General features: G+C 69.9%; 12 protein-coding genes and 1 tRNA gene. 9 read left to right on the forward strand and 4 right to left on the reverse strand.

What is annotated here, in order from left to right; genetic code table 11:
• The 7 genes from GV015_RS05770 to GV015_RS05800 all read left to right on the forward strand — a co-directional run bounded on the left by GV015_RS05770 (position 1) and on the right by GV015_RS05800 (position 6,993).
• Complete coding sequence (locus GV015_RS05770; RefSeq protein WP_159877239.1) at positions 1-999, forward strand: ROK family protein; 999 nt, start codon at positions 1-3, stop codon at positions 997-999.
• The gene (locus GV015_RS05775; protein WP_159877241.1) at positions 996-3,716 is read left to right on the forward strand and encodes a CIA30 family protein; all 2,721 of its coding nucleotides are present in this window, start codon (positions 996-998) and stop codon (positions 3,714-3,716) included. The genes GV015_RS05770 and GV015_RS05775 overlap by 4 nt, the downstream gene beginning before the upstream one ends.
• Entirely contained in the window at positions 3,716-4,921 is a 1,206-nt protein-coding gene (gene manA / locus GV015_RS05780; RefSeq protein ID WP_159877243.1) for a mannose-6-phosphate isomerase, class I, read from the forward strand. The genes GV015_RS05775 and manA overlap by 1 nt, the downstream gene beginning before the upstream one ends.
• Before the next feature lie 198 nt (positions 4,922-5,119).
• Positions 5,120-5,572, forward strand: coding sequence for a VOC family protein (locus GV015_RS05785; protein ID WP_159877245.1), 453 nt, complete (start codon positions 5,120-5,122; stop codon positions 5,570-5,572).
• 73 nt (positions 5,573-5,645) lie between these two features.
• A complete protein-coding gene (locus tag GV015_RS05790) occupies positions 5,646-5,849 on the forward strand; it encodes a hypothetical protein (RefSeq protein ID WP_159877247.1) in 204 nt (67 codons plus the stop codon).
• A 202-nt stretch (positions 5,850-6,051) separates the two neighbouring features.
• Entirely contained in the window at positions 6,052-6,594 is a 543-nt protein-coding gene (locus GV015_RS05795) for a GNAT family N-acetyltransferase (protein ID WP_201299363.1), read from the forward strand.
• A gap of 54 nt (positions 6,595-6,648) precedes the next feature.
• Positions 6,649-6,993 (forward strand): hypothetical protein, encoded by a 345-nt coding sequence (locus GV015_RS05800; RefSeq protein ID WP_159877250.1) that lies wholly within the window; start codon positions 6,649-6,651, stop codon positions 6,991-6,993.
• 545 nt (positions 6,994-7,538) lie between these two features.
• Here GV015_RS05800 and GV015_RS05805 read toward each other — a convergent pair.
• Positions 7,539-7,612, reverse strand: a tRNA-Gly gene (locus GV015_RS05805).
• 315 nt (positions 7,613-7,927) lie between these two features.
• Between GV015_RS05805 and GV015_RS05810 the strand changes: the two genes are divergently transcribed.
• Positions 7,928-9,016: an alpha/beta fold hydrolase gene (locus tag GV015_RS05810; protein ID WP_159877252.1), complete on the forward strand. Its 1,089-nt coding sequence runs from the start codon at positions 7,928-7,930 to the stop codon at positions 9,014-9,016.
• Positions 9,017-9,309: 293 nt separating this feature from the next.
• Here the strand turns inward: GV015_RS05810 and GV015_RS05815 are convergent, their stop codons facing one another.
• The 3 genes from GV015_RS05815 to GV015_RS19165 form a co-directional block, all read right to left on the reverse strand.
• Positions 9,310-10,680 carry an LLM class flavin-dependent oxidoreductase gene (locus GV015_RS05815; RefSeq protein WP_159877254.1) on the reverse strand — a complete coding sequence of 457 codons (1,371 nt, stop codon included), beginning with the start codon at positions 10,678-10,680 and terminating at the stop codon, positions 9,310-9,312.
• Between the two features lie 83 nt (positions 10,681-10,763).
• Entirely contained in the window at positions 10,764-12,188 is a 1,425-nt protein-coding gene (locus GV015_RS05820; RefSeq protein ID WP_159880130.1) for an APC family permease, read from the reverse strand.
• Between the two features lie 94 nt (positions 12,189-12,282).
• Positions 12,283-13,704, reverse strand: a complete 1,422-nt coding sequence (locus GV015_RS19165) for an HNH endonuclease signature motif containing protein (protein ID WP_236555347.1) — start codon at positions 13,702-13,704, stop codon at positions 12,283-12,285.
• Positions 13,705-13,850: 146 nt separating this feature from the next.
• On the opposite strand from GV015_RS19165, the gene GV015_RS05830 reads away from it, so the two are divergent.
• Entirely contained in the window at positions 13,851-15,305 is a 1,455-nt protein-coding gene (locus tag GV015_RS05830; protein WP_086472904.1) for a threonine/serine exporter ThrE family protein, read from the forward strand.
• Position 15,306: the final 1 nt, after the last annotated feature.

The following is a 15,306-nucleotide window of genomic DNA, read 5'->3' on the forward strand; positions in this document are numbered from 1 at the left end:
ATGACCGCCGAGCGGGATCCGTCGGGGTCGGTCGCGCTCGCGGTCGACCTCGGCGGCACCAAAGTGGAGGCCGCGCTCGTCACGGCCGAGGGCGTCGTGGTCGACGGCAGCGCGCATCGGGCGCCGACGGGGCCCGATGCAGGGCGCCGTGCACTGGAAGACGCCGTCGACCGAGTGGTCCTCGCCTCGATCGCGCACCTGCCGGACGGTTCCGCGCTCGTCGGCGTCGGCATCGGTTCGGCGGGTCCCGTCGACCTCGGCCGCGGCACCGTGAGCCCGAAGAACCTCCCGCGACTGCACGGCTTCGACCTCCGGACACACGTCGCGCGGCTGTTACCGGACGCCCCGGTGGTGGTCCGTCTCGACGGGACCTGCATCGCGCTCGCGGAGCACTGGCTCGGAGCGACCCGCGGCACCGAGAACTCGATGGCGATGATCGTCTCGACCGGTGTCGGCGGCGGGATCATCCTGCACGGGCGGTTGATCGCCGGCCGGAGCGGCAACGCCGGCCACATCGGTCAGGTGCAGATCGCCTCGCGCGTACCTGGAGAGTCCGCCGACGACGCGACGCTCGAGCGCATCGCCTCCGGACCACGGAGCGTCGCCTGGGCGCGGGCCCACGGCTGGGACGGCCGCACCGGCGAGGAGCTCGCCGTCGACGCCTCGGCGGGGGATCCCGTCGCGCGGTCCGCCGTCGTCCGTTCGGCCACCGCGGTCGGACAGGCGATCGCGAGTGCCGCGACCCTGCTCGACCTGGAGGCGGTCGCCGTCGGCGGCGGGTTCACCGCCGTCAGCACCGACTATCTCGACCTCGTCCGTGCCGCGGTGCAGGACGCCATCGTCCTCGACTACGCGGCCGGCCTCGTCGTGACCGGTTCCGCTCTCGACGGCGCGGGTCCGATCCTCGGCGCCGCAGCACTCATCCACCGACCGGAGGCACTCGGCCTCCCACCGCTCGACCCGATGCACCATCCCAGACGAAGGAGCCTGGCACGATGAATCGCACCCCCGACCCCCGCCCATCGCACCGCGACACGAGCGGCCGCCTCGCCGCCGGCATGCTCGCGGCGGCCGTCACCGCCGCACTGCTCCCGGCGCTCGCGGCGCCGGCAGCTGCCGCCCCGGCCGACTGGACCTCGCTCAACACCTCGTTCGTCGAGCGTGACGGCTCCCGCCTCGTGCTCGACGGCGAAACCTTCCGCTTCAGCGGTCCGAACATCTACTGGCTCGGTCTGGACGAGAACGTGGGCGGGGTCGACTACCCGACTGCGTTCCGCATCGCTGACACCCTCGATGCGGCGGCCAGGATGGGTTCGACCGTCGTGCGGACGCACATGATGACCTCGACGGGCCAGGACGGTGCGAACCCCCTGGCGATCATGCCGGCCCTCGGGCAGATGAACGACGAGGCGTTCGCGACGATCGACTTCGCCGTCGCGTACGCCGGCAAGCTCGGCATCCGGCTGGTGCTCCCGCTCACCGACGAGTGGGAGTACTACCACGGCGGGCATCGCGACTTCACGACCCCGTACGGGCTGACGTCGGCCGACTTCTACACCGACGAGCGGCCGATCGCCGCGTACCAGGCCTACGTCGACGCGATCCTGCAGCGGACGAACGCGCTCACCGGCGTCCGGTACACCGAGGACCCGACGATCATGGCGTGGGAGCTCGGGAACGAGTTGGAGGGGATGACCGCGCCGTGGATCGACCGGCAGGTCGCGTTCATCAAGGAACGCGCCCCGCAGCAGCTCGTCGCGGCCGGTCGTCGATTCGACATCGACCCGGACACGCTCTCGGCGCCGGGGCTCGACATCGTCGATGTGCACTACTACCCGCCCACCGCCGCACGCGTGTCCGCGGACGCGGCCACGGTCACCGCCGCGGGCAAGGTCTACCTGGCCGGCGAGTACGCCTCCACTGCTGCGAGCCCGGCGTTGCTCGAACCGCTCGTCGCCGACCCGAACGTGACCGGCATGCTGTTCTGGTCGCTGTTCGGCAACAGCGACCGTGGTGGGCTCGTCCCGCACGACGACGGGTTCACGATCCATGCACCCGGTGCGACCGATGCCGAGCGCGCCCGGGTCTCCGCGATCACCGCCTATGCCGCTGCGATCGGTGCCGTGCCGGCTGCTCCCGCCGTCGGGACACCGCTCATCACAGCGGTCGACCGCGCGGACGGCATCAACACCGTCCGATGGCGCGGGGCCGGCGGCGCGGTCTCGTACCGGCTCGAACGCTCGCTCGACGGGATCTCGTGGACCGCGGTCGACACCGGCGCGCTCCGGGCCGATGCCGGGTCCGCGACGGACTTCGCCTCGCCGACGGGAGCGGTCTACCGCGTCGTCGCGATCGACGGGGCCGGGGCCGACGCGGCGCTGTCGGACCCGGTCATGACCGAGACCGACACCCGCGTGCTCGTCGACCCGCTCGAGTCCTGGCTGCTCACCGAGGCGCACGACGGTGCGACGATCGTTCCACGCGCAGATGGGACGAGCGTGGTCGCCGCCTCCGATGGAGCCAGCGTCACCTGGAAACAGGACCGACTCTCGGCGGCGTCGTTCATCGTCTCCGGATCGGTCGTGGTCGAGTCCAGCGCTGACGGTTCAGCCTGGGTGACCGCCGCGGCCGAGGTCGGACCCGGCGGCACGGTGATCGCTCGCGATCTGGCGGGGCCGTACCTCCGGGTGACCCTCGCCGCCGACGCGACCGTGTCGCGGGCCACCATCTGGTCGGCGGTGGACGCTCCGAGCGGGCCGCCGGCGGCGTTCGCATCCGTCTCACCGGCGCCCGGCACCGTCGATGTGACCGCGACGCCGACCTTCACCTGGGAGTCGGCGGCCGGTGCGGCCTACTACCGCTTCACGCTCGCCGCGCAGGCCGACCTCGGAAACCCGGTCGTCGTCGTCGACGGTGTCGGAACCCCCTCGGTCACCCCGACGGTCTCCCTCACGCCGGGACAGCGGTACTGGTGGTCGGTCACCGCGGTCAACGGAGCCGGGACGACCGCCTCGAGCACGGGAGCGGCGGACTTCCTCATGAAGGCGCTGCCGAGCGAACCGCTCGTCGTCGAGGACTTCGAGTCGTACGCCGATGACGCCGCCTTGCAGGCTGCCTACGTGCGGAACACCGGGGGCGGCGCCGTGACACCGACGCTCACGCCGAACCCCGACACCGGCACGAACGCGATGTCGGCCGCGTACGACCTCGCCGGTCCCGGCTATGCCGGCGTCGTCCGCACCTTCCAGACACCGCAGGACTGGTGGGGCTACACCGGGCTCCAGCTCTGGGTGCAGGGGACACCGGGCGACGACGTCACCGTCCAGTTCGTGACGCGTGGGACGTACTGGGAGACGGTCGCGCCCATCGAGGGCGAGGGTTGGCAGCTGATCGAGATCCCGTTCTCGGCCTTCGCCCCACCGGCCTGGGCCGGCGAGGCGGCGTTCGACCCGACCTCCGTCACCCAGATCGGGTTCTACCTCGGTGGTGAGGGGGCAGGCACCCTGCTGGTCGACGACGTCGTCACGACGGTCGCGGCGGTGGAGCCGGAACCGGGCACGGGACAGCCGGGTGGGTCTGACGGCGCTGACCCGGTGGCGCCGACGGACGACCTCGCCCGCACCGGCCTGGACGCCACGCCCTGGATCGTCGGCGCGTTCGCGCTGCTCGCGACGGGTGGTCTGCTGCTGGTCCGCGGTCGACGGCGGGCTCTCTGATGGCGCTGCACCGCATCACCAGCGACCCCAAGCGGTACGCCTGGGGGTCGACGACGGCCATCCCGGAGCTGCTGGGGGTGCCCGCCGACGGTTCGCCCCAGGCGGAGCTCTGGCTCGGGGCACACCCTGGCAGCGTGACCGAGTTCGTCGAGCCGGGTCACGGTCGTCCCGACAGCCTCAACGACTGGATCGCGTCGGACCCCGACGCGGCTCTCGGTGGGCGCTCCAGGATGCCGTTCCTGGTGAAGCTGTTGGCCGCCGCGAGGCCGCTCTCCCTCCAGGTCCACCCCACGCCCGACCGGGCCAGGGCGGGGTTCGCGGACGAGGACCGCCGCGGCGTGCCGCTGGATGCACCGCATCGGAACTACAAGGACGCCTGGCACAAGCCGGAGATCATCGTCGCCCTGCAGGACGGCTTCCGCGCCCTCTGCGGATTCCGGGCGGTCGAGGAGTCGCGCGCAATCCTCCTGCACCTGTCCGCCTACGTCGAGGGGCGTGACCGGATGGTGCTCGAGGCGTTCGATGCGGAGCTCCGTGACGCCGGTCTGGAACCGACGGTGCGAGCGGTGCTCGAACGACGGACGCCCGGCGTGGTCGCCGCCCTGGTGACGGCCGCCGGTGTCGGCACCGGCAGCGGAGCGGTCCCGGACGCCGACCGTCGATCGCGCTGGTTGGCCGAGCGCGAGCTCATCCTGCAGCTCGCCGAAGAGTACCCGGGGGACCCCGGCATCGTCGTCGCGGCGCTCCTCAACCTCGTGACGCTGCGGGAGGGTGAGGCGTTGTTCCTGCCCGCGGGCAACATCCACGCCTACCTCTCCGGCTTCGGGGTCGAGGTCATGGCCTCGAGTGACAACGTGCTTCGCGGCGGACTGACGCCGAAACACGTCGACGTCCCGGAGCTTCTCGCGGTTCTCGATTTCGAACCGTCGCCGGTCCCGTTCGTCGAGCCGATCGTGCGAACCGGCGGTGGGGTCATGTACCCGGTGCCGGTCGACGATTTCCGGCTCGTCCGGATCGATCCCGGGACGGCGACCGACCTTGCTCGCGGCCAGGCGGCGGTGATCCTCGTGACCGGTGGTACGGCGCGGGTGGAACAGGGTGCGGACACCGTCGTGCTCGAGCGCGGGACAGCGGTGTTCGTCTCTCCGGGCCCGGAGCCGGTGACGGTGTCCACGGACGGTCGGGCCTTCGTCGCCACCGGCTGACCGGCCGACACTGTCGGTGGCTGCTGTCCGCCACATGGGGGCGTGAATCCATGCGCGGACGGTTCGTCGTGACCACAGGCGTGCGCTGCTCAAGCCGCTTCGCGTCGGATGACTCTTGACGTCGTCGACCATCCTCGTCATGATTCGAAAACGATCGACGGCAACGGGCCGCCGGCACCCTCGAGAGAGACGGCCCCGATGTCCACCACGATCTTCGTCAACCTTCCCGTCAGCGACCTGCACCGGTCACGGGTGTTCTTCGAGGCGCTCGGGTACTCGATCAACGAGGGGTTCAGCGACGAGAACGCGATCAGCGTGGTCATCAGTGACACGATCACGGCGATGCTGCTCACGCGGGAGTTCTTCGCGGAGTTCACGAGCAAGTCGATCATCGACGCCACCACGTCCACCGAGGTGCAGCTCGCTCTCAGCGCCGAGAGCAGAGCCGACGTCGATTCGATTGTCGAGAAGGCCATCGCGAGCGGGGCTACGCCTGCCGGCGAACAGGACCATGGCTTCATGTACTCGAAGAGCTTCGACGACCTCGACGGCCACCACTGGGACCTCGTCTGGATGGACCCGGAGGCGGCCGCCGGCGGCGCGCCCGAGATGACCGTCGAGGAGATGCGCGCGAACACGACGCACAGCTGAGCGCGTTGATGAGAGGATCGTCCAGCGGAGACGTCTGACACGGATGCTCGAACGAACACCGGAGGGGCCACTCATGACCACCACGCGCAGGCGCATGCTGCAGCGTCGGATCGCCGCTTGGATCACTGTCCTCGGACTGCTGCCAGCGTTCCTCGTTTCAGTCACCACGGCCATGGGGGGAGGTAGCGCTGAAGGCTACATTCTCAGTGCGGTGTTCTTTGTGATCGGCCTCGCCGGGCTCATCTGGTGGGTCATCCTTCGACGCTCGACAGACTGACCCGAGCTCGTCGAGTCCGCTCGGTGTGCCGGCGACCTCCGGCGCACGGCGATGAGCCGGCTCAAACCCCGGCGGTGTTGGCGTCCCGTGGGAGACTCATGCCAACCTGGCATCGGATGGAGAGAGCAGGCGACATGTCGAAGCGTTTTGGGAAAGCTCGATGACGGGTGGGTTGGAGCCTGCGTCGAGCATGGGCGATCGGGTGCAGCTGAAGATCCGTCGGGCCGTTCCGGCGGACGCAGGCGCAGTGCTGGCGCTCTTCGATGCAGCAATCGCATGGTTCGTGCGGATCGGCAACACGCGGCAGTGGGGTACCGAACCTGCATCTGGGCAGGAGCGCTGGATCACGCGTGTCGAGCAGTGGTGTGCCTCATCCGATGCCTGGGTCGCCGAGCATCCCACGGTCGGGGTTTGCGGAGCGCTCGTGCTGGGCGAGGCGCTCGAGTACGTGCCGGCCGCCACCGAGCCGGAGGTCTACGTCCGCGTGTTGATCGGCTCGCGCGATCCACGCGTGAAAGGCACCGGTCGCCGCTTGCTGGCATTCGCCGAGGAGCGCGCGCAGACCGCCGGGGTCGGTCGCATGCGGGTCGACTGCTACGCGGGTGGCTCGGGGGATCTCGTCCGCTTCTATGAGGCCGCTGGCTACGAGCGTGACGTGACGTTCATGGTCGGCGACGGGGCTGACGCATGGCCGGGCCAGGTGTTGTCACGGCGAGTCGATGTGGCGAACGGCCTGGTGCGATGAGGTGATGAGCGCCGGGTAACGGAGGAGGCGTGTGACACCTGCCGGGTAGAAGGGGTGATCGGTCTCGCTGATCGACACCCACCGAACCGGACTTCCCTCGTCCAGGACGTGGAGGCGGGCGTCGAGCGGTATGGCATCGATCTCGGCGGACTCGACGCCGAAGATGTGGGCGATCTCATGGCCCGGCTCACGGCGGCTTCCGCGGTTTCGCCGAACTCGATGCCGCCCCCGATCGCGCGATGGAATGCCTCGTTCTTCGCGGTGTCCAAACTGTGTACGAGCGTTGCTTGGTTGCTGACACGGGCGAACTACTTCGGTAACGCCGAACGTGCTGTCCACTCGAACGCGAACCTCGTCGTGCCGGAGTTGTTCGCTCGCAGTGAGGGCGTACCGTGGTGATCGATGTTGATTGACGTTGAGGGCGACCGCTTCTCTGTGGAGGTGCGCCTAGGCCCAGACGGACGTCGAGTCTATGACTTCTCATGGATCAACGGACCGAGTGAGCCTCCTTACGGTTTCTCTATCGGGTCGACGTCTTCATCCAGTGAGTTCTCGACGGAAGAGCTGGAGGCGAAAGTCACAGCTTTTGTCCACCACTTCTATGCCCCAGGCGGGATAGGGCCGGTCGATTTTCCGGAGTTTGTGGCATCCAGAAATCGTCAATGAACTGGAAACTGCCCGCCTCGTTGATCGCTTACATCTCGACGCGCCAGACGTTGTTCTAGCGATGCACGATGAGTCCTGGCCAGCCAGCTCGATGACCAGCGGCAAACGCTAACGCATCGTGAGGCAGACGAGCCTGAACGCATGTCGAGGCCGGCTGCCTGGGCTATCGGTGAAGATCGCTCGCACTCGCAACGCAATCAAACTGGTGAGTAAACAGTGAGGTGGGCAAGCAGTCCGATGTCGGCTAGTGCATCAAACTTTCACTCTGACCGAGGATTTGGAGCGGATGACGGGAATCGAACCCGCGCTATCAGCTTGGGAAGCTGAAGTTCTACCATTGAACTACATCCGCGTGGCGCCGGAGCGTCCTGAGTAATCGTACATGAAGAGGTGGCCTTCGTCCGGTCCCTGCGTGCGGGCACCGTTCGGCCCGTGAGTCTCACCCTCGGTCCCTGAGCTTGTCGAAGGGCGGGGTGTCGTCGTATGCCCTTCGACAAGCTCAGGGACCGGGGATTGGTGCTGGCTCAGGGACCGGGGGTTGGTGCTGGACCAGGGACCAGGACTGGTGAGGTCGTCGGGGTCGGGTCGGGGGTGCCAGGGACCTCCGGGGCGCCCGCGGCTAGGCTGGTTCACCGTTCCCCGAGCGGGACGGGATCGAGGGTGTGACGTGAAGCGCAGTGCAGGTGTCGTCGTGGCCGGCCTCGCCGCCGTTGCCGTCGCCGGGTTCGGGATCGCGAGCGCCATGGTCGCCCGGCGCGTCATCGGGGCCGGACGAGTGCACTACAGCGAGGTGTTGCCGACCTCGTCGCCGAAGACCGTACGGCTCGAACGGAACGCGGCCACGGTGCTGCCGGGACGATACGGGCTCGAGTTCGACGACGGCTCGCGGGTCATCGTCGGGCCCGTGATCGGTCGCGAGACGGCGGATGGCTCCGTGATGCGAGCTGTGGTCAGCGGCCGCGTTCCCGCAGCGGCGAACCGAGCGCGGTTCACCGGCGCGGCCGTGACACCTGCGGACCTGGGGGAGGACGAGGCGCGAGTGCCGAGGACACGGTCGGGGGCGTGGCGATTCGACGGCGATGACAGCGAGGCCCGCGACGGCACCTGGGTCGTGCACACCCACGGACTCGGGGCATCGCCACTGGCCACGCTTCGCTCCGTGCAGGCCGTGCAGCGCGCGGGAATACCGTCGCTCGTCACCTGCCTCGGGTCCGCGTTCGCCGAGCGTCGCTCCGGGGCTGACGCCACGGACGTCGACCGCGTCATCGCGGCCATCGACGACGCCGTGGCGCTCGGTGCGCGACGGGTCATCGTCTGCGGGTGGTCCTACGGTGCTGCCCTGAGCCTCGCAGCGGCACGCGAGCGACCCGATGTGGTGCAGGGCGCGATCCTCATCTCGCCGATGCTCGGCCTCAGCGAGACGGTGCTGCACGCGGCCGAGGTCGCCGGGGTGCCGCGGGTGCTGGTGCGTTCGGCGCTCGCCGTACTCTCGACGCCGGTGCTGGCGCGATCCGCCGGGGTGCGCGGCGCGGTTCCGGTCCGCGCGCTGTCCGCCGGGCCGATCGACGGTTTGCCGACGCTCGCTATCCACTCGCCCGGCGACACGACGATCCCCGTGGAGCTCACGCGGGCCGTCGCTCGGCGCTCACCGTCGTTCGAGCTCGTCGAGGTGGACGCGGCACCGCACGGGCTGGAGTGGAACGTCGCGCCGGAGGCGTTCGAAGCGGCCGTGCGGGAGTGGCTCGGGGCGCGCTGATCGGAGTGCTCCTCGGTGCCTGAGCTCGTCGAGGGGCGGGGTGAGTCCAGGCGCCCTTCGACAGGCTCAGGGACCGGGGTGGTTGGGGGAGCGGGACGGCGTACGGAGCGGGTTGGTTGCGTGGTGCCCTTCGACTGGCTCAGGGACCGGGATGGTTGGGGGAGCGGGTCGCTGTCGGTTGGGTGCGTGGTGCCCTTCGACAGGCTCAGGGACCGGGGTGGTTGGGGGAGCGGGGCGCTGGCGGTTGGGTGCGTGGTGCCCTTCGACAGGCTCAGGGACCGGCGGGGCCGGACCTACCTCGTATAGCGGTAGCGGGCCCCGGTGTGCTCTTCGGGGAGACGGTCGCCACGGCCGTGGAGCTTGTGGCGGAGACTGCCCTCGACGTACTCCTCGGGGTAGGCACCGCGCCGACGCAGCTCGGGGATGACGAACTCGACGATGTCCTCGAAGGTGCCCGGCGTGATCGCGTAGGCGAGGTTGAAGCCGTCGACGTCGGTCTCCTCCACCCACTCCTGCAGGGTGTCGGCGATCTCCGACGCACTGCCGACGATCCGCGGACCGAGCCCACCGATCGCGCCCATGCGCGCGATGTCCTTCACCTTGAACTCGCCACCCTCCTCGTTGGCCGCCTGGTAGTTGGCGACCGCCGACTGGATGGCGTTGCTCTTGACGTTGCCGATCGGCTCCTCCGGGTCGTATTGCGACAGGTCGATGCCCATCCAGCCCGACATGAACACGAGCGCACCCTCCTGCGACGCGTACTGCAGGTAGTCCTCGTGCTTCGCCTGGGCCTTTTCGCTCGTCTCGTCGGTGATGATCGTGAGCAGCGTGTAGATCTTCGCCGAGTAGCGGTCGCGACCGGCGGCCTCGAGGGCGTCTCGGATGCGGCCGACCGTCGCCTTCAACCCGGCCTTCGTCGACGCACCGACGAAGATCGCCTCCGCGTTGCCAGCGGCGAACTGGATGCCGCGCGGCGACGCACCGGCCTGGTAGATGACCGGCGTCCGCTGCGTGGACGGCTCGGACAGGTGGATGCCGGGCACCGTGTAGTGCTTGCCGAAGTGGCCGATCTCGTGGACCTTCGTCGGGTCGGTGAACACGCCCGTCTCGCGGTCTCGCACGACGGCGTCGTCCTCCCACGAGCCCTCCCACAGCTTGTACAGGACCTCGAGGTACTCGTCGGCGACGTCGTACCGCTCGTCGTGCTCGAGCTGGTCGTCGTGCCCCATGTTGCGCGCCGCACTCGGCAGGTAGCCGGTGACGACGTTCCAGCCGACCCGCCCCTTCGTCAGGTGGTCGAGCGTCGACATACGCCGCGCGAACGGGTACGGGTGCTCGTAGGCGGTGCCGGCCGTGACGCCGAAGCCGAGGTGCTTCGTCACCGCGGCCATCGCCGAAACGAGCAGGATCGGGTCGTTCACCGGCACCTGCGCGCCGTTGCGGATCGCCGCCTCGTTGCTGTCGCCGTAGACGTCGTAGGTGCCGAGGACGTCGGCGATGAAGATGCCGTCGAAGTTGCCGCGCTCGAGCAGCTGCGCCAGGTCCGTCCAGTAGGAGAGGTCCTTGTAGGTGCTCGAGCGGTCGTCGGGGTGACGCCACATGCCCGACGCCTGGTGGGCGACGCAGTTCATGTCGAAGGCGTTGAAGCGGATCTGTCGGGTCATACGCACGATCCTGCATCACGAGTCCCGGACGTCGCCTGGCAATCGGCCTCGCCCGTAACAGTGCGTCATCTGGGCGCAGCGCACTACCTGCGCGAGGTGTCCTCCGCGGCGATCGCCTCGGCGTACTCCGCGTCGCTGAGGGCACCGACCGTCGAGTGCCGACGCCCGTACCCGAGGTAGAGCGCCGCGCCGACGAGCATCCAGATGAGGAACACGATCCAGGTCGTCCCGCCGAGCGACACCATCAGCCCGAGGCACATGACGATGCCGAGCGCCGGGACCACCGGGAACAGCGGGACGGAGTAGCTGCGGTCGAGATCGGGACGCAGGCGACGCAGCAGGATGACGGAGAGGTTCACGAGGGCGAACGCGAACAGCGTGCCGATGCTCGTGGCGTCGGCGAGCTCGCCGAGCGGGATGAGGGCGGCGACCACGGCGACGACCGCTCCGACGATGACGGTCCCGGCGACGGGTGTCCCGCTGCGGCGACCGACGCGCGAGAACACCCGCGGCACCATGCCGTCCTGCGCCATCCGGTACAGGATGCGCGTCTGCCCGTAGTAGACGGTGAGCACCACGCTCGCGATGGCGATGACCGCGCCGATGGAGAAGAACAGGGCGACGATCGGCTGTCCGGTGATCTCGGTGAGGATGCCGACGAACGCGGACTCGTCGTCCGCGAAGGCGGTCCACGGCCGGGCACCGATCGCGGCGATGGCGACGAGGATGTAGACGGCGGTGACGATCACCATCGACAGGATGATCGCGCGCGGCAGGTCGCGACGTGGGTTCGTCGCTTCGTCGCCAGCGGTCGACGCCGCGTCGAAGCCGATGTAGGAGAAGAACAGCCGGCTGGAGGCTGCCGCGACACCGGCGACGCCCATGGGTGCGAGCGGTTCGAAGTTGCCGAGGGAGAACGCCGAGAACGCGATGACGACGAAGACGAGGAGCACGGCGAGCTTCACGAACACCATGATCGTGTTCGCCCAGGCGCTGTCCTTCGCGCCGCGGACGAGCAGGAGCATCGCGAGCAGGACGAGGGCCGCGGCCGGGAGGTTGATCAGGCCGTCGGCGACGCCGATCGGGTTCGCGAGTGCCGGCGGCAGTCCCAGACCGAAGACCGCGAGCGCCTCGTTCACGTACTGCCCGGCACCGACGGCGACCGCCGCGACGGAGACCCCGTACTCGAGCACGAGGCACCACCCGCACACCCAGGCGACGCCCTCACCCATGGTCGCGTAGGCGTAGGAGTAGCTGGATCCGGAGACCGGCACCGAACCGGCCATCTCGGCGTAGGACAGGGCCGACAGGAGTGCAGCGAGCCCGGCTACCGCGAACGCGATCCACACGGCGGGTCCGGCGAGCGGGACGGCGGTGCCGAGCACGACGAAGATGCCGGTGCCGAGCGTCGCGCCGACGCTGATCATCGTGAGCTGCCAGACCCCGAGCGATCGGCGGAGCGACGTCCCCGAGTCGGCGGGATCCGTCCCGAGTCGGACGAGCGGCATGCGCCGGCGCAGCTGCGCGAGGAGCGGGAGTCGGCGGTTGGTCACGGGTACCCATGGTAACCGTGGGTGCGAGGAGCGTCGGGCGCGCTCGCACTCACCCCGTCTCGGCGAGCTCGGGTCTGGTCTCGTGTCGTCGGCCGTCGGGTGTGGTCCAGGTGAGGATGCCGCCGGGACGGTGTTCGAGGTTCCAACCCGGCAAGTGTTTCAGCCGGTGATGATGTCGGCAGAGACAGGCCAGGTTGTCGACAGCTGTGGTGCCGCCGTCCTGCCAAGCGATCGAGTGGTCGAGGTCGCAGTTCCGGGCTGCTCGACCGCAGCCCGGAGCCCGACACGTGGTGTCTCGCAGGCGGACGGCACGCGCGAGATCTGCCGGTACCCGGTACTGCTCGCGGCCGACGGACACGACGGCTCCCGTTTCCGGTTGGGTGAGGATGCGGGTCATGGAGGGGGCCGTGACGGCGAGTCGGGCGGCGGTGTCGGGGTCGATCGGGCCGTAACCGTCGAGCACGCCGGGTTCGTCGGTGACGCCGAGGGTGGACAGTGCCGGGACGGTCATCTGGACGGTGGCCCGGATGCGGGCCTCGATGCCGACGGGCTCGGCGAGCAGGGGGTCGGCCCCGGCGGTGACCGCCTCCTCGGCGATCTTCGCTGCGTCGTCGAGCGGCGCGGAACCGGGGAGCCACGTGAACGTCCCGGTCGTCTCCGGGTCGACCGGGATGGGACCGACGTCGTCGTGCACCGTGCCGGCGACGGCGAGCGACGCGAGGGCGTCGGCACGCAGCTGGGCGAGTGTGCGGGTGTCGCCGGCGATCCGCGCCGGGACCGCGACGGCGTCGAGGCGGTTCCTGATCGCGTGCGCCAGCGGGGCCGTGGTGAACAGGTGCACCCAGGCCATGCCGTCGGCAGCGGCTTCGAGCTCGACACGGCGGTCGGTGATCGAGCGCGTGCGTCGGGCGGTGATCGATTCGGGGTGCAGCCGCTCCCGCACGACCCTCGCGCGCTGACGCAGGCGTGCGGTCGTCGAGCGGCGGGCCACCGGCAGCACCTGCTCCAGGAACACCGCGCGGCCCTCCACCGGGACGTCGCGCATCTGGTCGGTGATCGCGCGGGCGTGACCGCCGCTGATGGAACCCTGCGCGAGCGCCTCGAGCACGCTGGGTGCGTGGTGGACGAGCGCCTCTGCGTCGCCGACCCGCGCCTGGAGCGTCGGCTCGGACATCCTCGTGGCGATCGCGAGCGACGCGCACATCGAGCGCCTCGCGAGGTCACGGGCGTCGGTCGAGGTGGTGCTCGCGGAGACGAGTGCGGACGCGGTGGCGTCGGCATACGCGAAAGCCTCGGCGAGGAGCCGCGCCTCCTCGGCGTCGAGCGCCGAGCGTCGGCGGGCGAGATCGACGAAGCGGTCGGTGAACGACACCATCCGAGCCGCGAAGGCATCGCTCGGGTGTTCCGGGTGCTCCGGATACCCCGAGCGCTCGTGCACCTCGGGGCCCTCGAACGTGGCGGTCTCGGTCATGACTCCAGTCCAACATGGACCACTGACATTCGAGATGATCACGAGGATCCGGGCCGCTCGGACCCGCCCATCGCCTCGCACAGACGACCGCCGAACACCAGGGCGAGCCCGCCGTCGCCCGTGGCTCGTACGATGAGCGGGTGGGTATGCGTTCGCTGCTGAGTCAGCTGGCCGGGGGAGTCCGAGGAGCGGCGCCGGAGGGCGTCGACGAGCAGGCGGTCGTCCGCCTCAATGCGGAACGGCCCGTGCGCGAGGTGCTCGAGCTGGCCGGCCGGATCGGCGAGTCGATGCTGGCACTCGGAGCAGCAGCGGCCGAGGTCACCGACGCCATCCGCCGGGTGTGCCGCGCGTTCGACCTCGAATGCCAGGTCGACCTCACCTTCACCTCCATTCTCATCGCGCACGACGGGTCCGAGCTGTCGCCGGGCGTCACCGTGCTCCGCGTGGTCCGCTCGCCCTCCGCCGACTTCGACCGCCTCGCTAAGGTCGTCGTGGTCGCCGAGGGCATCACCAACCGATCCGAACCGATCATGACGGTCACCGACGTCGCCCGCGACGACGAGGCCGACCTCCGCGACGAACTGCACGCCCGCCTCGGCGCCGCCCACCGCGACCTCGACCGCATCCTCACCGCAAGACGGACCTACCGCCGCGGCTTCGTCACCGTGCTGCTGTCGACCATGGCGGCGGCCGTCGCCGTCCTCCTCGGGGGTGGCGTCGTCTCGATGCTGCTCGCCGCCGCCACCACCGCGCTCATCGACAGCGCCTTCCGCGCACTGAACGTCTGGAAGCTGCCGGTCTTCTTCCTCCAACTCACCGGGGCGGCCATCGCCACGACCGTCGCCGTCCTCATCTCGATCCTCAGCCCCTACGTCCCGGACGACCTCTCCGCCCTGCCGCCGGCCCTCATCGTCGCGTCGGGCATCGTCGTCCTCCTCGCCGGGGCATCCTTGGTGGGAGCTGCCGACGACGCGATCAACGGGTTCCCCGTCACCGCGAGCGGACGGCTCGTCGAGGTGATGCTCCTCACCATCGGGATCGTGGTCGGCATCGGTGGCGTCCTCGACCTCGCCCGGCGCCTCGGTATCTCCCTCGTCCTCTTCGACCTCCCGGTGAGCCCGTGGCCCGTCGCCGTGCAGATCGTCGGCGCGGCCGTGGCCTCCGCCGCCTGGGCGATGGCGTCGCAGGCGGCCCTCCGTGCAGCGTTCTTCGCCGGGGTCACCGGCGCGATCGCGTTCTCCGTCTTCGTGTTCGTGTCCGGCAGTGGCGTCGCGCCCGCCGCAGCCAGTGCGCTCGCCGCGCTCATCATCGGCTTCGCCGCGGAGGCGCTCGGCCCGCGGCTGCGCATCCCGGCGATCATCCTCACCATCTGTGGGATCGTGCCGCTGCTGCCCGGGCTCGCGATCTACCGCGGCATGCTCGCGCTCGTGAACGGCGAGCAGGGTTCCGAGGGGGTCGAACAGCTGCTGCAGGCGGGCCTCACCGGCCTCGCGCTCGCCGCCGGCGTCACGCTCGGCGAGATCCTCGCGCGCCGCACGGGCGTCTCCGGCCGCGTGCTGCTGCCCGGGTACATCCGGCGCTCCAAGCGCCACCCGCGCTGAG

Source organism: Plantibacter sp. T3 (assembly GCF_902506515.1).
GTDB lineage: Bacteria > Actinomycetota > Actinomycetes > Actinomycetales > Microbacteriaceae > Plantibacter > Plantibacter auratus.

Bases quoted from the DNA above. Each gene is read 5' to 3' on its own strand.
- GV015_RS05820 (WP_159880130.1), bottom strand. From the start codon at position 12,188: ATGCCGCTCGTCCGACTCGGGACGGATCCCGCCGACTCGGGGACGTCG.
- manA (WP_159877243.1), top strand. From the start codon at position 3,716: ATGGCGCTGCACCGCATCACCAGCGACCCCAAGCGGTACGCCTGGGGG.
- GV015_RS19165 (WP_236555347.1), bottom strand. From the start codon at position 13,704: ATGACCGAGACCGCCACGTTCGAGGGCCCCGAGGTGCACGAGCGCTCG.
- GV015_RS05785 (WP_159877245.1), top strand. From the start codon at position 5,120: ATGTCCACCACGATCTTCGTCAACCTTCCCGTCAGCGACCTGCACCGG.
- GV015_RS05790 (WP_159877247.1), top strand. From the start codon at position 5,646: ATGACCACCACGCGCAGGCGCATGCTGCAGCGTCGGATCGCCGCTTGG.
- GV015_RS05830 (WP_086472904.1), top strand. From the start codon at position 13,851: ATGCGTTCGCTGCTGAGTCAGCTGGCCGGGGGAGTCCGAGGAGCGGCG.
- GV015_RS05770 (WP_159877239.1), top strand. From the start codon at position 1: ATGACCGCCGAGCGGGATCCGTCGGGGTCGGTCGCGCTCGCGGTCGAC.
- GV015_RS05775 (WP_159877241.1), top strand. From the start codon at position 996: ATGAATCGCACCCCCGACCCCCGCCCATCGCACCGCGACACGAGCGGC.
- GV015_RS05815 (WP_159877254.1), bottom strand. From the start codon at position 10,680: ATGACCCGACAGATCCGCTTCAACGCCTTCGACATGAACTGCGTCGCC.